This window comes from Tunturiibacter gelidiferens (assembly GCF_051013345.1).
Taxonomy (GTDB): domain Bacteria; phylum Acidobacteriota; class Terriglobia; order Terriglobales; family Acidobacteriaceae; genus Edaphobacter; species Edaphobacter gelidiferens_A.
Window position 1 is genome coordinate 768,232 of the sequence record NZ_CP132939.1, and the last position, 21,488, is coordinate 789,719.

Annotated in this window: 18 protein-coding genes and 2 pseudogenes; 15 read left to right on the forward strand and 5 right to left on the reverse strand. The window is 59.2% G+C overall.

What is annotated here, in order from left to right; all coding sequences use genetic code 11:
* Positions 1-58 precede the first annotated feature (58 nt).
* Entirely contained in the window at positions 59-664 is a 606-nt protein-coding gene (locus RBB80_RS03640; protein ID WP_433966953.1) for a hypothetical protein, read from the forward strand.
* 68 nt (positions 665-732) lie between these two features.
* On the opposite strand, the gene RBB80_RS03645 is transcribed toward RBB80_RS03640, so the two are convergent.
* A complete protein-coding gene (locus tag RBB80_RS03645) occupies positions 733-2,607 on the reverse strand; it encodes a hypothetical protein (RefSeq protein ID WP_433966954.1) in 1,875 nt (624 codons plus the stop codon).
* Positions 2,608-3,025: 418 nt separating this feature from the next.
* Here RBB80_RS03645 and RBB80_RS03650 point away from each other — a divergent pair, with 418 nt between their 5' ends.
* From RBB80_RS03650 to ilvA, 8 genes and pseudogenes are all read left to right on the forward strand, one after another.
* Positions 3,026-5,920: an aconitate hydratase gene (locus tag RBB80_RS03650; protein WP_433966955.1), complete on the forward strand. Its 2,895-nt coding sequence runs from the start codon at positions 3,026-3,028 to the stop codon at positions 5,918-5,920.
* Positions 5,921-6,155: 235 nt separating this feature from the next.
* Positions 6,156-8,630, forward strand: a complete 2,475-nt coding sequence (locus RBB80_RS03655) for a RelA/SpoT family protein (protein ID WP_433966956.1) — start codon at positions 6,156-6,158, stop codon at positions 8,628-8,630.
* A 237-nt stretch (positions 8,631-8,867) separates the two neighbouring features.
* Positions 8,868-10,105 (forward strand): annotated as a pseudogene (gene trpB, locus RBB80_RS03660) (tryptophan synthase subunit beta).
* A 17-nt stretch (positions 10,106-10,122) separates the two neighbouring features.
* Positions 10,123-10,878, forward strand: a complete 756-nt coding sequence (gene trpA / locus RBB80_RS03665) for a tryptophan synthase subunit alpha (protein ID WP_433966957.1) — start codon at positions 10,123-10,125, stop codon at positions 10,876-10,878.
* 115 nt (positions 10,879-10,993) lie between these two features.
* Positions 10,994-11,257: a chorismate mutase gene (locus tag RBB80_RS03670; protein WP_433966958.1), complete on the forward strand. Its 264-nt coding sequence runs from the start codon at positions 10,994-10,996 to the stop codon at positions 11,255-11,257.
* Between the two features lie 91 nt (positions 11,258-11,348).
* Positions 11,349-12,368, forward strand: coding sequence for a 3-deoxy-7-phosphoheptulonate synthase (gene aroF, locus RBB80_RS03675; RefSeq protein WP_433966959.1), 1,020 nt, complete (start codon positions 11,349-11,351; stop codon positions 12,366-12,368).
* Between the two features lie 16 nt (positions 12,369-12,384).
* A complete protein-coding gene (locus tag RBB80_RS03680) occupies positions 12,385-13,236 on the forward strand; it encodes a prephenate dehydrogenase (protein WP_433966960.1) in 852 nt (283 codons plus the stop codon).
* 164 nt (positions 13,237-13,400) lie between these two features.
* Positions 13,401-14,527: pseudogene (gene ilvA / locus RBB80_RS03685) on the forward strand (threonine ammonia-lyase).
* A 23-nt stretch (positions 14,528-14,550) separates the two neighbouring features.
* Here the strand turns inward: ilvA and RBB80_RS03690 are convergent.
* Positions 14,551-15,186 (reverse strand): energy transducer TonB, encoded by a 636-nt coding sequence (locus RBB80_RS03690; protein WP_433966961.1) that lies wholly within the window; start codon positions 15,184-15,186, stop codon positions 14,551-14,553.
* Positions 15,187-15,237: 51 nt separating this feature from the next.
* A complete protein-coding gene (locus RBB80_RS03695) occupies positions 15,238-16,383 on the reverse strand; it encodes a D-alanine--D-alanine ligase family protein (protein ID WP_433969470.1) in 1,146 nt (381 codons plus the stop codon).
* 346 nt (positions 16,384-16,729) lie between these two features.
* Between RBB80_RS03695 and RBB80_RS03700 the strand changes: the two genes are divergently transcribed.
* Complete coding sequence (locus tag RBB80_RS03700) at positions 16,730-17,017, forward strand: DUF2256 domain-containing protein (RefSeq protein WP_433969471.1); 288 nt, start codon at positions 16,730-16,732, stop codon at positions 17,015-17,017.
* Positions 16,951-17,139: a DUF3253 domain-containing protein gene (locus tag RBB80_RS03705; RefSeq protein ID WP_433969473.1), complete on the forward strand. Its 189-nt coding sequence runs from the start codon at positions 16,951-16,953 to the stop codon at positions 17,137-17,139. The genes RBB80_RS03700 and RBB80_RS03705 overlap by 67 nt, the downstream gene beginning before the upstream one ends.
* A 65-nt stretch (positions 17,140-17,204) precedes the next feature.
* Here RBB80_RS03705 and RBB80_RS03710 read toward each other — a convergent pair whose 3' ends face one another.
* A complete protein-coding gene (locus RBB80_RS03710) occupies positions 17,205-17,432 on the reverse strand; it encodes a hypothetical protein (RefSeq protein WP_433966962.1) in 228 nt (75 codons plus the stop codon).
* A 67-nt stretch (positions 17,433-17,499) separates the two neighbouring features.
* Between RBB80_RS03710 and RBB80_RS03715 the strand changes: the two genes are divergently transcribed.
* Positions 17,500-17,955 carry an MmcQ/YjbR family DNA-binding protein gene (locus RBB80_RS03715; protein ID WP_433966963.1) on the forward strand — a complete coding sequence of 152 codons (456 nt, stop codon included), beginning with the start codon at positions 17,500-17,502 and terminating at the stop codon, positions 17,953-17,955.
* A gap of 259 nt (positions 17,956-18,214) precedes the next feature.
* Here the strand turns inward: RBB80_RS03715 and RBB80_RS03720 are convergent, their stop codons facing one another.
* Positions 18,215-18,607: a DoxX family membrane protein gene (locus RBB80_RS03720; RefSeq protein ID WP_433966964.1), complete on the reverse strand. Its 393-nt coding sequence runs from the start codon at positions 18,605-18,607 to the stop codon at positions 18,215-18,217.
* 90 nt (positions 18,608-18,697) lie between these two features.
* On the opposite strand from RBB80_RS03720, the gene RBB80_RS03725 reads away from it, so the two are divergent.
* Genes RBB80_RS03725 through RBB80_RS03735 form a run of 3 tightly spaced genes read left to right on the forward strand, consistent with a single transcriptional unit; the run spans position 18,698 to position 21,484 of the window.
* Positions 18,698-19,501, forward strand: coding sequence for an SDR family NAD(P)-dependent oxidoreductase (locus RBB80_RS03725; RefSeq protein WP_433966965.1), 804 nt, complete (start codon positions 18,698-18,700; stop codon positions 19,499-19,501).
* Positions 19,502-19,512: 11 nt separating this feature from the next.
* Entirely contained in the window at positions 19,513-20,379 is an 867-nt protein-coding gene (locus RBB80_RS03730) for a hypothetical protein (RefSeq protein ID WP_433966966.1), read from the forward strand.
* 49 nt (positions 20,380-20,428) lie between these two features.
* Complete coding sequence (locus RBB80_RS03735) at positions 20,429-21,484, forward strand: PLP-dependent cysteine synthase family protein (protein ID WP_433966967.1); 1,056 nt, start codon at positions 20,429-20,431, stop codon at positions 21,482-21,484.
* Positions 21,485-21,488 lie beyond the last annotated feature (4 nt).

Sequence of the window (21,488 nt, forward strand, 5' to 3'; positions counted from 1 at the left end):
CATCGTGGGAGATGAAGTCAAACCGGGTCGGCTGTAAGCTATTGACCTGGAGAAGAGAATGATTGGCGATGCAGCGCAGTATCAGGAGCTGGTGAGGCTCTACGCAGCCTATGGGGATGACGAGTTGTTGGGGCTGGCTCGGGGAATGAGCGACCTTACGGATATGGCGCAGGAGGCGCTGCGAGGAGAGATGTCGCGCCCCGGGCTTAAGGCTTCGTCTGCTCCGGAGCGTGCGGAGCCGAGGGTGCTGAGTGATGACGATCTGGCGGATCTGCGGGCCTTTGCCGCGCTGGCTCCGGCGGAGTGCGTCTTTGAATACAAAGACGGGCGTGGAGCGGTGGCTGCCTCGCTCGCACTACGAGAAGCAGGGATTGAGTCTGTCGTTTTGCAGGGAGATGGATCGCGGATGGACGTGCTGGGGCCTCGTGTTGTGGTGGCTCCAGAGAATGCCGAGGACGCAGCGATACTGTTGTCGCAGCCGTTGGCTGAGCGGTTCAAGACGGAGGTTGACGAGTCCGCGTCGGGAGAGTTTACGTTGCCGGCCTGCCCGATATGCGGGAGCCATGAGACTCTGCTGGAGGCGGTGGAGCCAGCCAACCGATGGCGATGCGATGACTGCGATCATGACTGGCTGGAGGGCGAGGCTTCGTCAGCGGTGGAGTAATTTTTGATTGAGAGAAACAGAAAGACCCGCGCGAGGCGGGTCTTCCCACGTGCAACGGCGAAAGTACCTTAGTGCCTTCCTTCTCCGTGTGGAGCGGGCCTTGATTCAGCCTGCTGTCTAGATTGAGGTGCGGGACGCGATTGTGGTTGAGGCGCTGGACGCGATTGTGGTTGAGGCGCTGGACGCGTTTGTGGTTGAGGTGCCGGACGCGATTGTGGTTGAGGCGCCGGACGCGATTCCGGACGCGATTGCGGTTGATACTGAGGACGGGATACGTTCTGCGGGGTTGATTCAGGTCTGCTCTGCGGTGCGGGGCGAACCTGGGGCTGCGGTTGGGGTTGGGGTTGGACAGGACGGGTTTGGGGTTGTGGTTGGACTGGTCGCACCTGCGGTTGGACCGGCCTGGTTTCGGGCTGAGTGGGTCGTCCCTGCGGCTGAACCGGCCTGGTTTCGGGCTGAGTGGGTCGTACCTGTGGCTGAACCGGCCTGGTTTCGGGTTGAGTGGGTCGTACCTGCGGTTGGACCGGACGAGCCTCGGGTTGCACGGGACGAGTTTGAAGCTGGCCTGGGCGGTTGGTTTCGCCGGGCCTGGTGTTGGGCTGAGGAGGGTTTGGTTGAGCAGGACGAGTTTCAGGCTGCGTGGGGCGGCCTGGCTGGACGGCTGGCTGACCAGGACGGGTAGGTTGTATAGGTGGCTGGCCGGGGCGAGTATTTTCGCCGGGCCGCGTATTTGGCTGGCCGACGTTTGGCTGACCGGGTCGCGTTTCAGGCTGGACGGGGCGGGCGGTTTGCACTGCCGGCTGGCCAGGACGGGATGGCTGGACAGCAGGTTGGCCGGGACGGTTGATTTCGCCAGGACGCGTGTTTGGTTGGCCGGGCTGAGCGGGACGGGCTGGCTGCACGGCTGGACGAGCGACCGCGGCAATAGGACGGGGTGAGGCAACCAGAGCGGGGCGGCCCTTGTTCACGTTGTAGAACTGCTGACGATTCTGTGCGGCCTCGCGCTGGTTCTGGAGTTGCGTGGACATGGGCGGGACGCGGGGGCCGCGGTTGGCTGCGATCTCCGCTGGCTGCGGACGCACGTTGATGCCGCCACGACCGCCGTTATACGAGACACGGTTGATGGTGGTGTTGTTGACGACGACCGTACGGTTATACACGTTGGTGATGCGTGTGACATTAACGTTGTTCACCGAGCGGTTGTAGTAGAAGTTGCGGCCCTGCCAGTAGCCACCGTGGTAACCGCTGCCGGTGTAGCCGTAGCCATAGTTGACACCGCCGTAGAAGCCGATGTGTTGACCCCAGAAGCCGCGATGAAGGAGATAGCGGCCGCCGAAGAAGCCCCAGTAGGCGGGGGTCCAAAGGGCTCCGTAGAACGGCGGAGCGCACCAGGCGCCGGGGACCCAGTAGTAGCCTGCAGGGGCGTATCCCCAGTAGCCGGGCGTCCAGAGGTAGTTGGGCGCCGGGGCTTCGGGCTGCTGGTATTCGGGGAGCGGCGGAGGCGGTTCGTTGGCCTCTTCGAGAGCCTGCTGGCCGGCGTCTATCTGGGACTCGTCGTCGTTGGTGGGAGCGTTGTAGTCGTAATTCTGATCGTAGTTCTGGCCGTAGTTCTGATCAGGGGGCTGGGCGCTCTGGGCGGCGGTGTAGGCCTCGTTTTGAGGCGGAGGGGCGGTTTGTGGAGCGTACTGCTCGGAGCTTTGCTCGGGCGTGGACTGGGAGCGGATACCGAGGACTCTTCCCTGCACGGGTTGTGGGGCGGGGGCGGCCTGGGGCTGGCTATTATCTACGGGCGCCACGTTGGCGTCGGCTGGGTCGGGGCCGGAGTTGTCGGGGATGACTGCCGGCTCTGCGCCCTTGTGGCAGCCGGAGAGTGTCACTGTTGCTGCGAGTGATGCAATGCCAAGCGATAGACCTAGAAAAATCCTGGGAAATGTTTTGTACATACTGCCAGTCTCCTCGTACCTGCTGCGGGTATAAACACGAACTTCTTGAATGAGATGCACTTTTCTTACCACTGCGGACTTTGCGAGTGATAACGCGATAACCAATGCCGCGGGTTGTGCTGTGGAGTCAGCTAGTTGCGTCGGTTTGGACGCGAGCGTGCCCGAGTTCGCAATCACCCTTTGGTGGGATGGCAGGCGCTTTACCGCAACCGGCTGAGACGCAGTAAGATTAGTTTGATGGCAGGCTGTCTTCCCAACACCAAGCGCTTTCGCCACGGTCGCCCTGACCGCGGCCGCTGCTAATTCGACCCCTCCCCTGAAAACTTGATAGGCTTCAGCCGTCGCCGTCTGCGGTTCGAAGATGTGACCACGGCCCCAACCATCGCGCTTTCGAAGAGCGCGCCTCGGAGAAGATACCATGCCGACTCAATCGCATCCTGATTCGTTTAAGAGCTTGTCCACACTGGCTGTCGGGAAGACCACGTACGATGTGTTTCGACTGAAGGCGCTGGAGGGAACGGGTGTCGACCTTGGCCGACTTCCGTTCTCACTGCGAATTCTGCTGGAGAACTTGCTGCGGCATGAGGATGGCCGCACCGTGACTGCCGAGGATATTCAATTTCTGGCTTGTTGGGATCAGAACGCGGAGCCCTCGCGCGAGATTGCTTACATGCCGGCGCGAGTGCTGATGCAGGACTTTACCGGCGTGCCTGCAGTTGTCGATCTGGCTGCGATGCGGGATGCGATGAAGGCGCTGGGTGGCGATCCGGAGAAGATCAATCCGCTGCAGCCGGCAGAGCTGGTGATTGACCACTCGGTGCAGGTGGATGAATTTGGAACTCAGCGGGCGTATGACCTGAATGCGGCGCTGGAGTTTCAAAGGAACCGCGAGCGCTATGCGTTTTTGAAGTGGGGGCAGACGGCATTCGATAATTTTTCGGCTGTACCGCCTGGAATGGGGATCTGTCATCAGGTGAATCTGGAGTATCTGGCGCGGGTGGTGTTTACCACGGCGCCGGACGGGCAGGGGAAGGTGTTCGCATATCCCGACACGTTGGTTGGGACCGACTCGCACACCACGATGGTGAATGGGTTGGGCGTGCTGGGCTGGGGCGTGGGCGGCATTGAGGCAGAGGCTGCGATGCTGGGACAACCGGTGAGCATGCTGGTGCCGCAGGTGGTTGGGTTCAAACTGACGGGTAAGTTGAAGGAAGGCACGACGGCAACGGACCTCGTACTGACCGTGACAGAGATGTTGCGGAAGCTGGGTGTTGTGGGTAAGTTCGTGGAGTTTTATGGGTCGGGGATTACAGAGCTGCCGCTGGCTGACCGCGCGACGATTGCGAATATGGCTCCGGAGTATGGGGCTACTTGTGGAATCTTTCCGGTAGATGCGGAGACGCTGAAGTATCTGCGATTGACTGGGCGCAGCGAAGAGCAGATTGCGCTGGTGGAGGCCTACTACCGCGAGCAGGGACTGTTTCATACGGCGGATGCGAAGGACGCCGTTTACTCGGCGACGATCTCGCTGGATCTGGCGACGGTGGAGCCGAGTGTGGCGGGTCCGAAGAGGCCGCAGGATCGTGTGGCGCTGTCGGGAGCGGCGGCGAGCTTCAAGGAACAGTTGCCAGGACTGTTAGGTCCGAATGGAAACAAGCATGTGATTCGGCAGATGGTTCGGTGGGAGGGAGAGGGCGGGACGGCATCGGAGTCGGGGGATCTAAGCAGCAGCGTTGGGGCTTCGGCGCCAGTGGTGGAGGCTCCGGTGGTGCCGGTGATTACGATCAGCGATCAGACCATACCGCAGCTGGAGGCTCCGCATGTGTCGATTCGGAGCAGGTTTGGCGTGGATCCGGATCAGTATCTCGATCACGGATCGATTGTGATTGCGGCGATCACCTCCTGCACGAACACTTCGAATCCTTACGTGATGATGGCTGCGGGGTTGCTTGCGAAGAAGGCAGTGGAGAAGGGGCTGAGCACGCCGCCGTGGGTGAAGACTTCGCTGGCTCCGGGTTCGCGCGTGGTAACGGATTACTACGTGAAGGCCGGACTGATGCCTTATCTCGATCAGTTGCGATTTCAGGTGGTGGGGTATGGATGCACGACGTGCATTGGAAACTCGGGGCCGCTGCCGACTGATGTATCGAAGTCGATTGAAGACCATGGATTGGTGGCGGTGTCGGTGTTGTCGGGAAACCGTAACTTTGAGGGGAGAATTTCTCCGGAGGTGAGGGCGAACTACCTGATGAGTCCTCCGCTGGTGGTTGCGTATGCGCTGGCCGGGCATATTGCACACAACTTCGAGACAGAGGCGCTGGGACGCGATCTGGATGGTAAGCCGGTTTTTCTTCGGGATATATGGCCTACGCAGGACGAGGTCTCGGCTGCAGTGAACTCGTCAATTGATTCGGAGATGTTCCGTCGGCAGTACAGTACGGTGTCGGAGGGCGACAACAACTGGAAGAGCCTGAAGTTTCCTGATGGGGAGACGTACGGGTGGGAGCCGAATTCGACGTATATTCGCAAAGCTCCCTACTTCGATGGAATGCCGGCTACGCCTGCTGCGGTGGAGGACATCCATGGAGCGAGGGTGCTGGCAGTGCTGGGAGACTCTGTGACGACGGATCATATCTCGCCGGCGGGTTCGATCAAGCTGAATGGGCCTGCGGGAAAATATCTGACCGAGCATGGAGTGAAGCCTTCGGACTTCAACAGCTATGGGTCGCGGCGCGGCGATCATGAGGTGATGGTGCGCGGGACATTTGCGAATGTGCGGTTGCGGAACAAACTCGCTCCGGGAACTGAAGGCGGCGTGACGCGGTTGCTGCCGGAGGATGTGCCGATGTCGATCTACGATGCGAGCGTGGAGTATGCGAAGCGGGGGACGCCGCTGGCGATTCTCGCGGGCAAGGAGTATGGGTCGGGATCGTCGCGTGACTGGGCGGCGAAGGGCCCGCGGTTGCTGGGGATCAAGTTCGTGATCGCTGAGAGCTATGAGCGGATTCACCGGTCGAACCTGGTTGGAATGGGGATTTTGCCGCTGCAGTTTTTGCCGGGGCAGAATGTGGAGTCGCTGCACCTGACGGGGGAGGAGCTGTTTGCGATTGGAGATGAGCCAGGACAGTTGAAGGCGATGCTCGATAGCAAGTTCGCCGATGGCAAGGTGGTGACGGTGTTTGCGGAGTCGGACCTGGGTAAGACGATCGAGTTCTCGGCGACAGTGAGGATCGATACGCCGCAGGAGATTCTGTACTACCAGAACGGCGGGATTCTGCAGTATGTGCTGCGGCAACTTGCCGGGAAGGCGTAGGGATGAAGACTTATCCTGCCGGACGGGCCCACTGCGCGTGGGGCGGTCACTTCGTGACTTGTGTACTGTTTGAGGCGGGATCAGTTGCTTAGGCCCTCCCCGTTGGTCGGGAGCATCTTTCTTCCGACCAACGGGAGGACCTTTCGCGTTGAAGGGTATACACGTCGCGAAGTGACCGCCCCACGCGCAGTGGGCCCGTCCGGCAGGACCTTGACTGGTCAGCCTATAATGAACTATGGCAATCGCTCCTCCGGCCTCTTCGCAGGCTGGCCCGCAGCCGAAGCCGCACGAAGAACCGAGCCAACCGGATGTGGAACATACCGAAACGGGGATCGAGCTGGAGGCAGCTCTTCCGGTCGCGGAACCACCGGTCGAATCGGACACGACCCCTCGCGTGAAGAAAAAGAAGTCCGCGGCGCCTGAAACTTCTACGTTGGTCATTGCGGGCGTGGATGAGTCTTCGGCGAGCCATTTGACGGGCAGTTCGGCGAGGGCAATCCATGCGGTGGACGCGAAGTTTCACCGACTGTTGGAGACAGTGCATGAGAACCGGCCTGCGGATGATCTGGAGATCATTCGCGGCGCTTGGTCGTTCTGCCTGCTGCAGCATGAAGGGCAGAAGCGGGCCAGCGGCGAGCCTTACATCATTCATCCGCTGGAAGTGGCGCAGGTGCTGGCCGAGTTGAAGATGGATTCGACTGCAATTGCGGCTGGGCTGTTGCATGATGCGGTCGAGGATACCGACGTTACTTCGGCGGAGATTGCGAAGCGGTTCGGTGATCAGGTCGCGCACATCGTCGAAGGAGTGACGAAGCTCGAGAAGATCAAATTCGCGAATCGTGAGGATCACCAGGCAGAGAACATTCGCAAGATGCTGCTGGCGATGGTGACCGATGTTCGCGTTGTGATTATCAAGCTGGCGGACCGGCTGCATAACATGCGGACGCTGGAGCACCTGAAGCCGGAGAAACAGCAGAAGATTGCGCGGGAGACGCTGGATATCTACGCTCCGCTGGCGCACCGGCTGGGTATGGGCAAGCTGCGTGGGGAGCTGGAAGATCTGGCGTTTCGGTATACCGATCCTTATGCGTATGAGCAGGTGTCGACCGAGGTGGACGCACTACGCGGCGCCGGCGAAGAGTTTTTGCAGAAGATCGTGAAGCAGCTTGAGGCGAAGCTGAAGGAGGTCGAGATCCAGGGCCGAGTGGAGTCGCGGATCAAGCGGCTTTATTCGATTCAACAGAAGCTGGTGGATCAGAAGATTCCGGTCGATCAGGTTTACGATTTGCTCGCGATTCGCGTGATCTGTAACTCGGTGCAGGATTGTTATGCGCTCCTTGGGCTGCTGCACTCGATCTGGCGTCCGGTGCCAGGCAGAATTAAGGACTTCATTGCGATGCCTCGGCCGAACCTCTATCAGTCTCTGCATACGACGCTGATTGCAGACGGTGGGCATCAGTTCGAAGTGCAGATTCGTACGGAGGATATGCATCGCGTCGCGGAAGAGGGTATTGCGGCGCACTGGAAGTACAAGGCGTCGGACAATGTAAGCGCCAAAGATGAGCAGAGGCTGGCGTGGGTGCGGCAGTTGATGGAATGGCAGAGGGAGATGACCGATCCCAATGAGTTCATGTCGACGCTGAAGATCGATTTGTACCCGGAGGAGGTTTACACCTTTACTCCTAAGGGCAAGGTGGTGGTGCTGCCGAAGGACGCGAGTCCGATTGATTTTGCGTATACGATTCATACCGAAGTTGGAAATACGACGGTTGGCGCGAAGGTGAATGGTCGGATTGTGCCGTTGCGAACGAAACTGCGCAATGGCGATATCGTCGAGATTACGACGCAGACGGGGCATGCTCCGAGCCGCGATTGGCTTAGCTTTACCAAGAGCTCCCGGGCGCGGAACAAGATCAAACACTGGCTGAATGAACACCAGCGAGAACGGGCGATCGAGATCGGTAAAAAGCTGCTGGATCGCGAGGCCAGGAAGTACAAGCTGGCGCTGGGCAGGTTTCATGAGGCTGACTATGACAAGGTTGCCAGCGAGTATGGGCTGGGGACTCAGGCGGAGCTGCTGGCTGGTGTTGGTTTTGGAAAGTTTTCGGCTCGGCAGGTGTTGAATAAGTTGGAGCCGGGTTCGACGATGTCGGCGGAGCCTGCAGCACCAGAGGGTGGAGTCGGCAATACTGTCGGGCAGATGTCGGAGGCGGTGAAGCGTGTCTTCTTCGGGAAGGGCTCGGACTCGCTGCAGGTGGAAGGGCAGGACGATCTGCTCGTGTATCGGGCGCGTTGTTGTAACCCAATTCGTGGTGAGGAGATTGTCGGGTACGTGACGCGGGGCAAGGGCGTGGCAGTGCATGCTAGAAGCTGTCCGAATGTGCAGAATCTGTTGTATGAGTCGGATAGAAGGATTCAGGTGGAGTGGTCACCGTCGCCGACGGAGCCGGGAACGAATAAAGCGCAGACGTATCCGGTGAGGCTGACGGTGTTGTGTGATGATCGGGCGGGGATGCTGAAGGAGTTTACGGCGATCATCTCCGATGATGGGACCAATATTCGCAGCGTGGATACCAAGCCGTTGCCGGATGGCCAAGTGATGGTGGACTTTGTCGTGGAGACGGTGGACGTGCGGCACCTGAACAAGCTGGTGCAGAATCTGCGCAAGGTTCCCGGGGTTCGGGATGTGCAGCGAGTGCAGAAGATCTAACCTTGCGACTCGCGGGGTTGCGGCGGCGGCGAGCAGGATGTATGGTTGATATCAAGATGATTACTCAGTCCAGCCGAATTTCGTTTATTCTCCGCTATTGGCGCACAATAGCGGCCTCGGCGGAGTAGCTTCATCTGACAGATATCTGTAAGTTCAGTTGATTCGACATTCCTACGAGCCGCGACCTTCCAAGTCGCGGCTTTTGTTTTGCGCAACGCGAGATTGCAGGAGAGACCAATGAGTGCGAGTTCAACGGTAGGTGTAACGGCGGCTGTGGCAGGGCGGTTTGGCGCGTATGGCGGGAGGTATGTTCCGGAGACGCTGATGGCTGCGCTGGAGGAGCTGGAACAGGCGTATGCAGTCGCTCAGAAGGATGCGGCGTTTCAAGCGGAGTTGGATGACCTGCTGCACCACTACTGCGGGAGGCCTACTCCGCTGTACTTTGCGAAGAGGCTGACGGAGCAACTGGGCGGAGCGAAGATCTACTTGAAACGCGAGGATCTGCTGCATACGGGCGCGCACAAGATCAATAACGCACTGGGCCAGGGACTTTTAGCGCGGCGGATGGGCAAACAACGGATTATTGCGGAGACCGGCGCGGGGCAGCATGGGGTGGCAACGGCAACGGTTTGTGCGTTGCTTGGTCTGGAGTGCGTCGTCTACATGGGCGAGGAGGATATGCGGCGGCAGGAGTTGAATGTCTACCGGATGCGGCTGCTGGGGGCGGAGGTGCGCGGGGTTTCGGCTGGGTCGGCTACGTTGAAGGATGCGATCAACGAGGCGATGCGGGACTGGGTGACGAATGTTCGGACCACCTACTACATTCTTGGGAGCGCGCTGGGAGCTCATCCTTATCCGACGATGGTGCGGGACTTTCATCGCGTGATCAGCCGGGAAGCCCGGGCGCAGATTCTGGAGCAAGAGGGTAAGCTGCCGACAGCGATGGTTGCCTGTGTGGGCGGTGGATCGAATGCAATTGGTGCGTTCTACGAGTTTTTGACAGATGCGAATGTGCAGCTGATTGGCGTCGAAGCCGGGGGCCGCGGAACGGCCTTGGGGGAGCATGCGGCGCGGTTTCAGAAGATCGGGGGCGGCGTACCCGGCGTGCTGCAGGGTACGTACTCGTATGTGTTACAAAATGACGCTGGCCAGATAAGCAGCACGCACTCGGTCTCTGCCGGGCTGGACTATGCGAGCGTGGGGCCGGAGCATGCAATGCTGCACGATTCGGGGCGAGCGAGCTATGTTTCGTGCTCGGATGACGCGGCGTTGAAGGCAACGGTGACGTTGTCTCGTACGGAGGGATTTTGCCAGCGCTCGAGAGCGCTCATGCAGTGGCTGAGGCGATTCGGCTGGCACCGACAATGGCGAAGACGGATGTATTGATGGTGAATCTGTCGGGACGCGGCGATAAGGATATGGGGATTCTGGCGCGGGAGCTTGATTTGAAGGGCAGCGAAAGAACGAAAGGGTAAGTGCAGAACGATGGCGATTGAGTTTAAAGAAGAAGCCGGGGATTGTTGCTTATTTGACTGCGGGTGATCCAGACCTGGCGACGACGAAGGATATTGCGCTGGCAGCGATTGATAACGGCGCGGATGTAATCGAGCTTGGGGTTCCGTTCAGCGATCCGCTGGCGGATGGGCCGGTGATTCAGCGAGCCAGTGAGAGGGCCGTGGCGCGAGGAGTGAGGCTGACCGATGTGCTGGAGCTGGCGAAGGAGTTGCGTGTGGCGCGGCCGACGGCGGGATTGGTGCTGTTTTCTTATCTGAACCCGGTGGTACGGATGGGAATGAAGACGTTCTGTGCGCGCGCGGCCGAGGCTGGAGCAGATGGCGTGCTGCTGACGGACATGATCGTCGAAGAGGCGAGGGAGTATCTGGAGGAGATGAAGGCTAACCGGCTGGCGCCAATCTTTCTGGCGGCGCCGACGAGTCCGGATGCTCGGCTGAAGGCGATTGCAGCCGTGTCGCAGGGGTTCGTGTACGCGATCTCGCGGGTTGGAATTACCGGGACACAACAGAAGGTGGCTGGCGATGCTTCAGAGCTGGTGACACGGCTGCGGCAGTTTACGAAGCTGCCGATTGCAGTCGGATTCGGGATCTCCAATGCAGAGCACGTGAGGTCTGTGGGTGAGTTCGCAGACGCTGCCATCATCGGCAGTGCTCTGGTGGCTCTGATTGAAAAGACTCCGCGGTCAGACGCGGCAACCGCAATTGGACAGTTCATCGCGGGGTTGAAAGCATGAGGAACGTCGGAGGGACTGGACGAAACGGCGCGATGGGACGTTTATCATGGTTAGTACAAAATACTCTGCGGCGAGTTGCGCTTAGGCGTGCTCCGTTGCACTGCGAGGCGAGTGGATGGATATCTCCGACTGGAGACAGAAGATTGATGAGCTGGATATTGAGATCGTTCGACTCATCAACCGGCGAGCGGAAGCTGCACGTGCCATTGGAGAGCTCAAAAAGACTGCGGATCTGCCGGTTTATGAGCCGCGGCGAGAGCAGGAGGTCTTCGATCGTGTACGCAAGGCGAATCCTGGCCCGTTGGCGGACGCTGAACTGCTGCACGTGTACGAGCGGATCATCGATGTAATGCGAACGCTGCAACGCAGGGATCTTTGAGCTGGCCACACCGGCACTGGAAATGTTTGCAGCTTTCCGAATTGGTTTGTATCTAATTTGGTTACGTACAAAAGGGAGTGAAGCGAAGACGATGATAGTTGCGATGCATGACCGGGCGACGGAAGAGAATATTCAACAAGTAATTGAGCGAATGGTGGAGCTTGGCTTCAACGTTCACCGCACTACGGGGGCGGCACAGACGATTCTGGCAGGCGTGGGGACGCCTGAACACTTTGAGGTCGCGGAGTTCAAGGTGTTGGCTGGCGTTTATGACGCTTATCGAATCTCGTCGCCGTACAAGCTGGCAGGACGGAACTTCCGACCCGAAGGAACTACGATTACGTTTCCAAACGGCGTGGTGGTGGGCGGAGAGGAAGTTGTGGTGATGGCGGGGCCTTGCTCGGTGGAGTCGCGGGAGCAGATCCTGACCAGCGCGAAACAGGTTGCCGCTGCGGGTGCGAAGTTTCTGCGGGGAGGCGCATTTAAACCACGGAGTTCGCCGTACAGCTTTCAGGGCATGGGGCTGGATGGGTTGAAGCTGTTGCGTGAAGTCTCCGATGAGACGGGACTGCTGGTGATCACCGAGGTGATGGAGATCTCGCAGATTGAGCTGATGCTGCCATATATCGACTGCTTCCAGGTAGGCGCGCGCAATATGCAGAACTTCAACCTGCTGCGTGAGCTTGGGCATGTGCGAAAGCCGGTGCTGATGAAACGCGGCATCTCGGCGACCATCGAGGAGGTACTGTTGAGCGCGGAGTACATCTTGTCTGGCGGCAACTATAACCTGATGCTGTGTGAGCGGGGGATTCGGACGTACGAGACCTATACGCGGAATACGATGGATATCTCGGCGATTCCTGTGCTGAAGAAGCTGACACACCTTCCTGTGCTGGGTGATCCGTCTCACGGGGTCGGGATTCGGGATCTCGTCGCGCCGATGGCCTTGGCGAGCGTCGCGGCTGGAGCGGATGGTTTGCTGATGGAGATGCATCCTAACCCCGATAAAGCGATGAGTGATGGTGCGCAGAGTTTGTATCCTGAACAGTTACAAAAACTGATGACGCAGCTAAGGTTACTGGCGCCGGTCGTGAACAGAAAGATTGCGTAAGCGAGGTTCCGGAATCATGGAGCGGGTTTTCATCATCGGGACAGGACTCATTGGCGCTTCGACGGGCCTCGCGCTGCGTGCGGCTGGGTTTCGGGGCCGGATCGATGGGTGGGATACCAGTCAACTCGAGATGGCCTCGGCCGTTCAGATGGGCGCGATCGATGGCAGGGCTGCGAGTCGCGAGAATGCTCTGGAACTGGCGAGATTGGCGGATGTGATTGTGTTGGCGGTGCCGGTGCTTGCGATCAAAGACTGGATGCAGCAACTGGCTCCGGTGCTGCGTGCGGGGCAACTTGTGACCGATGTTGGGAGCACGAAGCTAGAGATCGTGGAGTTGGCCCGGCAATTATTTACGGGAGATGCTGCTGTTTTTCTTCCTGGTCATCCGATGGCGGGCAAGGAGTCGGGAGGCGCTCTGCTGGCGGAGGCGGGGCTTTTCGATGGCGCGATGTGGTTGTTTACGCCGACATCAGCCGAGATGATCGCGATAGAAAAAGAGTGGCGCGGATGGATTGGGTGCTTCGGGTCGCGAATGCTGGATATGGATGCGACGCGGCATGACGAGATGTGCGCCTGGGTGAGTCATCTGCCGCAGATGCTGTCGACTGCGCTGGCGGCATTGCTTGAAGAGAAGTTTGGCGATGCTCCGGAGATTGCGGCGATTGGCGGACGCGCGCTGCGAGAGACAACGCGGCTGGGAGCCAGCCCATACAGCATGTGGCGAGATGTCGCGATGACCAACACTGGCCCGGTCGCGGACACTCTGCTGGCGTTGGAGCAAAAATTACAGCACGTGCGGGAGAATCTGCGGACGCCGGAGTTGCGGGATGAGTTTGTGCTGGCAAACCGGTTTCGTCAGCGGCGGTGATTTGAGAGTAGCGCTAGAAGATTGTGTTTTTACGAGTTTTAAGAGAGATCATGATGCCTGTGAAGGATTCAATAAGCGAACTGAGTATCAGCCTTGCGGACGTCGCTGCTGCGCGGGAACGGGTACGTAGCGCGATTTACTATTCGCCTTGCCCGCACTCGCAGATGCTATCAGCGCTGACCGGGCAGCAGGTGTATTTGAAGCTTGAAAACCTGCAGATGACCGGCTCATTCAAAGAACGCGGAGCGCTGAACCGGATTGCGATGCTGACAACGGCGCAGGCTGCGCGTGGCGTGGTTGCGGCGAGCGCGGGAAACCATGCTCAGGGAGTGGCGTACCACGCGACGAAGCGAGGGATTCGTGCGCTGATCGTGATGCCGCTCGCGACACCTCTCGTGAAGGTGACGGCGACGCGTGGATTTGGCGCAGAGGTAATTCTGCATGGCGCGAATTATGACGAGGCATGCGAGGAGGCGACACGGCTTTGCGAGGCGGAGGGAATGACGTTTATTCATCCGTTCGACGATGCGATGGTGATGGCTGGCCAAGGCACGATTGGACTTGAATTGCTGGAGCAGGTGCCGCAGCTCGAAGCGGTGGTGGTCCCTATTGGCGGCGGGGGTTGATTGGCGGGATCGCCTGCGCAATCAGAGAGTCGCGTCCGGAAGTTCGTGTGATCGGGGTTCAGACCTCGAGACTGCCTTCGATGGTGACAGCGCGAACGGTTGGGCACCCGGTGACGTTGGAGCCCTCGACTACGATTGCGGATGGTATTGCGGTGCGGCGTGTGGGCGATACGACATTTCCTGTGGTCGAGCGCTATGTCGATGAGATTGTGACCGTTGATGAGGATGAGATCGCATCGGCGATTCTTGTTTTGCTCGAGCGCGAGAAGACATTGGCCGAAGGCGCAGGAGCCGCGGCATTGGCGGCTTTACTACAGAAGAAGACCACGTTGAATGGGGCGCACACTGCGGTGATGGTGTGCGGCGGAAATATCGATGTGACGCTGCTGAGCAGGATTATTGAACGCGGCCTGGTCCAGGATGGAAGGATGATCCGGTTGAGAATCCATCTGCTGGATAAGCCCGGAGCGCTTGCGGAGTTGACGCTGTTGATTGCAAAGTATCGCGCGAACATCGTGGATACGCTCTACAACCGGGCGTACTACGGAGTGAACCTTGGCGATACGACGATCGACATTACTATGGAAACGCGTGGACGGGAGCAGGTAGAGGAGTTGCTGGCTGCGATGACGGCGGCGGGTTACAGACACAGCCGTGTGATTTAGCAATCCGCGTAGGTCTTGGGCGTTTAGGCTTTTTCGTAGTGGAAGTGAAGCTCCTGCTCGCTGGCTACGGGCTGGCCGTCTTTGGTGGCTGGATGGAAGGTCCACTGCTGAACGGTCGCAATGACGTTTTCATCGATGCCATGACCCAGGCCGCTGGTCATCTTGATGTCTGCGATTTTTCCTGTGGGGTCGATGACGATATCGAGGATGATGTCGCCCTTGGTGCCACGCGGAAGCACTGAGAGGTCAGGTTTCGGAGTGGGGAAGTAGCTGGCGAGGGCGATGTTGATGTTGCCAGTGCCCAGGGAGTCGGCGCCTGCGGCAGAGTCTGGTGCGGCAGAGGCAGGAGAGCTGGTGTTGGGAGAGGCGGGAGTGTCCTTCGGCTTTTGTGTGGGTGGACTTGGCAGCGGAGTGGTGGACTCGGTCCGCTTTGGACGGGCTTTGGGGTTCGGAGCGGAGGTTTGTAGAGGGGCTCTGCCTGGCGAATACGTCAGAAGCAGATTGGTTCCGTGCGGACTACCGGGTAGGCGGATGGGGGCGGCCCAGGGACCCGCCTGGTGAACGAGTACGACGATGAGGAGCAGATGCAGGAGGGACGAGGCTATGGCGTGGTTCGGCGTGGGGCGTGCGGTTGTAACGGGTTTGCCGATGGTGTCCATGCCTAATCTCCTCCTTTATCTGCGGTTTGGGTTCGTTCGTTGCAACTCTTATTAGACGCGAGTGAAGGTCGTCTGTTGTTTTTCCTGGTGGCGTTCGGCGGCAAGGGCGACGAGGCGATCGATGAGCTCTCTATAGGGCACGCCTGTCGCTTCCCACAGCTTGGGGTACATGCTGATGCTGGTGAAGCCCGGCATGGTGTTGATTTCGTTGAGGTAGATGCGGGCGGCTTTTGATTCTCTGCCGTTCTTGTTTACAACCGGTGGCTCCATGAGGAAGTCGACCCGGGCCAGGCCGGCGCAGTCGCAGGCGCGGAAGGCGGCGATGGCCATTTCGCGGATTTGTTTTGATTCGGACTTGGAGAGTTGGGCGGGGATGATGGGGATAGATGCGTCGGAGTGGTACTTGGCGTTGTAGTCGTAGAACTCGGCGCCGGGAACGATCTCGCCGACGACGGAGGCCTCGGGGAAGTCGTTTCCGAGAACAGCGACTTCGAGTTCGCGGGGTTTGGCGCCGGGGCCACCTACGCCTTGCTCGATGATGAGTTTGCGGTCGTAGCTGGCGGCGAGGTCCATGGCGGGGGCTAGCTCGCTGCGGTCGTGGACTTTGCTGATGCCCACGGAAGAGCCTAGATTTGCGGGTTTCACGAAGACGGGATAGGCGAGCTTCTTTTCGATGCGCTTGATGCAGCGTTTGGCGTCGGCCTTCCACTCGCTGCGCAGGAGGTTGACGTGTGGAGTTTGGGGCAGGCCCGCAGCGGCGAAGAGCTGCTTCATGACGGACTTGTCCATGCCGGTGGCGGAGCCGAGTACACCGGAGCCTACGTAGGCGACGTCGGCTAGTTCGAAGAGGCCCTGGATGGTGCCGTCTTCGCCGAAGGTGCCGTGGAGGACGGGGAAGATGACGTCGAGGGACTGTACGAGGGAGCCGTTTTGCTGGGCGAAGGTTTCATGTCGAAGAGCAGAGCCCGTGCTGCCCCGGAGTTCGATGGATTTGGAGGTGGCGCGTTTCTTCTGGACTGGAGCGGGTTTTGTGTCGCCTGCGAGCAGGTTCCGGGCTTCGGTGGAGGCGAGCCACTGGCCTTGTTTTGTGATTCCGATGGGAACCACTTCGTATTTTGTCTGGTCGATGGAGTTGAGGATGGAGGCGGCGGAGAGGAGGGAGACCTCGTGCTCGCCGGAGCGGCCACCGAAGAGGATGCCGACGCGAAGTTTTTGGGGGAGGGGTTGCTGGTCTGCTTTTTGGTCTGTTTCTTTTGTTTCGTGTTTTTCGTCATGGATAGGTATAAGTCTCTCCTAAATTTGAATGGTTCCGCGGGAAAAAAATTGCCGGGTATCGAAGTGGTCTTTTGCAGGGGGTTTTGCGGATTTTGGTTCATTTTGTGGTGGTTTTTTGTGGTGAAGTTGTGGTGATTTGGGTGGCTGATGTGGTGTTTTGGCAGTCACTTTTCGAGGTCAAAAAAATGTGCCAACTTTTTGTAATAATTTTCCGGGATTCGGTCCGGATCGGGTGAATGGTTCTGGAGCTTCCTGCATCTTTCCTCTTATGCCGGACCGGAGACGCAAACCCGAACGCACTACTCCGCACAAGGACAAGATCTGCAAGACCTGTGGGCGCACCTTCGAGTGGCGCAAGAAGTGGGAGCGGGACTGGGATGTGATCAAGTACTGCAGCGATGAGTGCCGGGGGCATAAGCCGGGGAGTCCGATGCTGAGCTTGAGGCGGCGATTCTCGAGCTACTGGCGGAGCGCGGGCGGGATAAGACGATCTGCCCTTCGGAGGCGGCCAAGGCGGTGGGCGGGCTGGGGAGCCGCCGGGACTGGGAGGGTTTGATGGAACCGGCACGAGCTGCGGCGCGACGTCTGGCTGCTGCGGGGAAGATCGTGGTGACCCAGCATGGACACGTGGTTGATCCCTCTACTGCAAAGGGAGCTATTCGTTTACGACTGCGTTGAAATGATTGTCCTGATTGCCGTAAAACGTGACTATTTTGCGGCCACGCGTGATGCGGGGGACGCTTCTAAGTCTGCATGACAACCGCGAAGAAATCGGCAAAGAAAACCTCCTCCAAGACGTCTTCGTCTTCATCCGACAAATCCTCCAACGCGAAGCAGAGCTCTCGGTGCTGGCCGGGTTTTGAACCGGTGGCGGGGAAGGCGCCGCGCGAAAAAGGGAGTTGCAAGCCTAGGCCGGGAAAGAAGTCGGCTGGTGTGAAGCGCGCGGACCAGAAATCTGCGGCCGCCAGCAAGCTGGAGAAGCAGGGCAAGCCCAATCCGCGTCGCAAGGCTGCGTGAAGTACGGGCTATACTGCCGGGATGGATGTGGAACGTATCCGCGCGTATCTGCTGACGCTGCCCCACGTGATCGAGGCGGCGCAGTGGGGTGGGCTTGTCTTCTGGGCAGGAGATAAAGCGATTGGCGGGAAGATGTTTGCGATGTTGCGACTCGATCAGAGCGAGAGCCTGGAGCGAGATGCGAAGAGCCGTGTGATCTCGTATTCTGCTGGACCCGAGCGCTACCACGAACTGCTGGAGATAGAGGGAATCTTTCCGGCTCCTTACTCGGCGCGTCTCTCCTGGGTTGCGGTCAGGAGTTGGGATGTTTTTCGTAAGGCGGAGTGGGAGCGGGAGTTGAGTGCTGCGCATGCGCTAACGCTGGCGAAGCTGCCGCCGAAGACTCGTGCTGTGCTTGCCTTGCCTGCGGCTCAGCAGAAGCGGCTGATTGTGGAACGGAAGAAGGTGCTGGCTGCGAAGGTGGCTAAAGGGCGGTGAGCGGTTCGATTATTACTCCGACTGCGTTGGTGTGGTTGGGGAATAGAAACGGCGACCGCGGATCCCTGCGGGATGACAACCAAAAGGACAGGCAACGGCAGAGACAAAGGCAAAGACAAGGGCTAGAGCAACCGCAGATCCCTGCGGGATGACAACCAAAAGGACAGGCAACGGCAAGAACAAGTGCAACGGCAAGGACAAAGGCGCTAAAGACTTTGGTGGTCGCTGGAAGGATGGCGTGACAACAGCCGCGGAGTAGCTACACTCGGAGGCCGCTTGGGGTGAAGATTCCTGCGAAGGCTGGCCAGTAGGCCCAGATGAGGAAGAGCTCGAGGAGAGTGCAGACCAGTCCCGGAGAGACTCCTGCGGCTCCGGGGATCAGGGTCAGGTGAAACATCAGGATGTTGACCAGGATGGGGCCGAGGATTACAAGCGCGACGGGGACGTATCGGCCGATGAGCAACAGGATTCCGGCGATGGTGTAGAGGATTCCATGGAAGGTCATCCACCCATGCGTGTACAGGATGTTGGCGAAGACACCGGCGTCGCCGGGTATCGGCTGATTGGGGATGAAGTGGAAGAAGTCGTTGAGCCCAAAGACGAGAAAGACGAGTCCAAGCAGAATGCGGGCGATCAGGACGGCGATTTTCATGAGCGACGAACTCCTTCAAAGGGATTAGTAGAGAATTCTCTGTGTTCGCAATACTTGCGTCAAGAAGATTGATTGGATAGCGTCGAGTCTATGCTTACGAACGGTAACTCCGGTATCACGATGTCGCTGGCTGGGAAGGTCGCATTGATTACGGGCGGTTCGCGCGGGATTGGCGCTGCGACGGTTCGGATGTTTTGTCAGGCTGGGGCGAAGGTGGTGTTCAACTATCGCTTTGCGGCGGAGCAGGCTGAGGCTCTTGTTGCGGAGTGCGGCGGTCCGGAGGTGTGTCGTGCGGTGGAGCAGAGACTTTCCAACCCGGAAGAGGGAGACGCGCTGGTTGCCGCGGCGGTGGCTGCGTTTGGGCGGGTCGACTGCGCGATTCTGAATCACGGCATATGGCCTGCGCATGATGCACCGATCGCGGAGATGACGAGTGAGCAGTGGCGCACGACGCTTGGCACGAATCTTGATAGTGTCTTCGGAGTGGTGCGGGCCGCTGTGGGCCAGATGAAGACTCAGCCGCAGATTGGGCCTGCTCGCGGGCATATTGTTTTGATCAGCTCGACGGCTGGGCAGCGGGGTGAGGCGTTTCATGCGGACTACGCGGCTACGAAGGGGGCGTTGATCAGTATGACCAAGAGTCTTTCGACGGAGCTGATTGGCGAGGGGATTTACTGCAACTGCGTAGCTCCGGGCTGGGTCGCGACCGATGCTACGGTTGGTGTTCTGAGCGATCCGGAGGTCTCGAAGAGGCTGCTCTCCCTGATTCCGCTGGGGCGTCCGGCGCATGTGGATGAGATTGCGGCTCCTATACTTTTTCTCTGTACTCCGTTCGCGGGATTTATCTCGGGTGAGATCTTCAACGTCAACGGCGGGGCGGTGCTGGTCGGATGAGCGGAGTCTCGATGAAGCAGGTGGTGGTTAGAATCGGCGTCGCGCTCGCTCTTGGCCTGGGCCTGGGGGCGGCTCAACCGCTGTGGTCGCAGGCGAATGAGATTCCCAGTGCTGCTCCTGTGATGCCTGCCGGACAGACGCCGGAGCAACATGGGCGCAAGGTGCTGGAGGAGATGGTGGAGGCGCTGGGCGGTGATGCGTGGCTGCATCGGCGCAATATGCGCGAGCTGGGGCATATTGGACGATTCTTTCGCGGCACGCCGACGGGCATCGTGATTGACTTTACTTCGACGCGCCAGTTTCCGACCGCTGATCGCTTTGAGGCGTTGCGGGTTGGATTTATCACGGATAAGAGCATTCTTCTGCCGGGGAAGAAGATCGATATCGTGCAGATCTGGACGGCCGGTAAGGGATATGAGGTCACTTACAAAGGGAGAGTCGAACTGCCTAAGGATCAGGTGGAGGACTTTTATCGACGCCGGGATCACTCGGTGGAAGCGGTGGTGAATACGTGGCTGAAGGCTCCGGGCGTGGTGGTGGTTTATGAAGGGACGAGCATGGTGGAGCGGCGTCTCGCGGAGAAGGTGACGATCCTGAGCGATAACAATGACGCGGTGACGCTCGATCTGGACGCCACGACGCACCTGCCGCTGCGGCGTACCTTCGAGTGGAGGAATGAGACATTCAAAGACCTCGACGAGGATGCTGAGGAGTATGCGGACTATCACACGATTCAGGGGCTGCCGACGGCGCTTACGATCAGCAGATACCACAATGGCGACCTGACGAGTCAGACGTTTTTGCTGAAGGTGGAGTATGACGTGGATGCGGCTCCGGACATGTTCAATCCGGATGTGTTGTTGAAGAAAAAACAGTAGCGATAGCCGGGCGTGAGTAGACTCTCTGAGACCGAAGGAGTGACACGATATGAAACGGAAGTTCGCAAATATTCTGGAGACCGTGGGAAATACGCCAGTCGTTCGGATCAACAGGCTTGGGCCGCCGGATGTGAATCTGTTCGTGAAGATTGAGGCGTTCAATCCGTTGGGATCGGTGAAGGACCGGCTTGCGCTGGGCGTGATCGAGGATGCTGAGCGACGCGGGACACTGAAGCCAGGGCAGACCGTGATTGAGGCTACGAGCGGCAATACGGGCATTGGGCTTGCCATGGTGTGCGCGCAGAAGGGGTACCCTCTGGTGGTGGTGATGGCTGAGACGTTCAGTATTGAGCGGAGAAAGCTGATGAGATTTCTCGGCGCGAAGATTGTGCTGACACCTGCGGCGGAGCGGGCTGTGGGGATGGTCAGGAAGACGGATGAACTGGCGGAGAAGCATGGGTGGTTCAGGACGAGGCAGTTTGAGAATGAAGCGAATGCGGATATGCACTCGCGGACGACGGCGCAGGAGATTCTGAATGATTTCGAAGGCGACCGGCTGGACTATTGGGTGACGGGGTTCGGGACGGGCGGGACCCTGAAGGGAGTGGCGCGGGTGCTGGCGGAGAAGAGGCCGGAGACGAAGATCGTTGTGTGTGAGCCGGATGCGGCGCCGATGATCTCGAGCGGAGAGGCGCAGCCGCGGAATGCGGATGGGACTCCATCGGCCGGACATCCGGCGTGGACTCCGCATCCGCAGCAGGGCTGGAGTCCGGATTTTATCTCGAGCCTTACGCAGGATGCGATCGATGAGCATCGGATCGATCAGGTGTTGCGGATTGCGAACGCCGATGCGATGAAGTGGAGCCGGGAGCTGGCGGTGAAGGAGGGGATCTTCGTGGGCATCACGTCGGGGGCGACCTTTGCGGGTGCGCTAAGGGTGTGTGCGGAGGCGGCGAAGGGTTCGACTGTGCTGTGCATGCTGCCTGATACGGGGGAGCGGTACCTGAGTACGCCTCTGTTTGCGGATATTGCGGTGGATATGACGCCGGAGGAGTTGGAGATCTCGCGGTCGACGCCGGGGGCGCAGCTGCAGCCGGCGGGGTGAGGTT

Coding starts and splice junctions, on each gene's coding strand:
- RBB80_RS03640 (WP_433966953.1), top strand. CDS start 59: ATGATTGGCGATGCAGCGCAGTATCAGGAGCTGGTGAGGCTCTACGCA.
- RBB80_RS03645 (WP_433966954.1), bottom strand. CDS start 2,607: ATGTACAAAACATTTCCCAGGATTTTTCTAGGTCTATCGCTTGGCATT.
- RBB80_RS03650 (WP_433966955.1), top strand. CDS start 3,026: ATGCCGACTCAATCGCATCCTGATTCGTTTAAGAGCTTGTCCACACTG.
- RBB80_RS03655 (WP_433966956.1), top strand. CDS start 6,156: ATGGCAATCGCTCCTCCGGCCTCTTCGCAGGCTGGCCCGCAGCCGAAG.
- RBB80_RS03670 (WP_433966958.1), top strand. CDS start 10,994: ATGGATATCTCCGACTGGAGACAGAAGATTGATGAGCTGGATATTGAG.
- aroF (WP_433966959.1), top strand. CDS start 11,349: ATGATAGTTGCGATGCATGACCGGGCGACGGAAGAGAATATTCAACAA.
- RBB80_RS03680 (WP_433966960.1), top strand. CDS start 12,385: ATGGAGCGGGTTTTCATCATCGGGACAGGACTCATTGGCGCTTCGACG.
- RBB80_RS03690 (WP_433966961.1), bottom strand. CDS start 15,186: ATGGACACCATCGGCAAACCCGTTACAACCGCACGCCCCACGCCGAAC.
- RBB80_RS03700 (WP_433969471.1), top strand. CDS start 16,730: ATGCCGGACCGGAGACGCAAACCCGAACGCACTACTCCGCACAAGGAC.
- RBB80_RS03715 (WP_433966963.1), top strand. CDS start 17,500: ATGGATGTGGAACGTATCCGCGCGTATCTGCTGACGCTGCCCCACGTG.
- RBB80_RS03720 (WP_433966964.1), bottom strand. CDS start 18,607: ATGAAAATCGCCGTCCTGATCGCCCGCATTCTGCTTGGACTCGTCTTT.
- RBB80_RS03725 (WP_433966965.1), top strand. CDS start 18,698: ATGCTTACGAACGGTAACTCCGGTATCACGATGTCGCTGGCTGGGAAG.
- RBB80_RS03730 (WP_433966966.1), top strand. CDS start 19,513: ATGAAGCAGGTGGTGGTTAGAATCGGCGTCGCGCTCGCTCTTGGCCTG.
- RBB80_RS03735 (WP_433966967.1), top strand. CDS start 20,429: ATGAAACGGAAGTTCGCAAATATTCTGGAGACCGTGGGAAATACGCCA.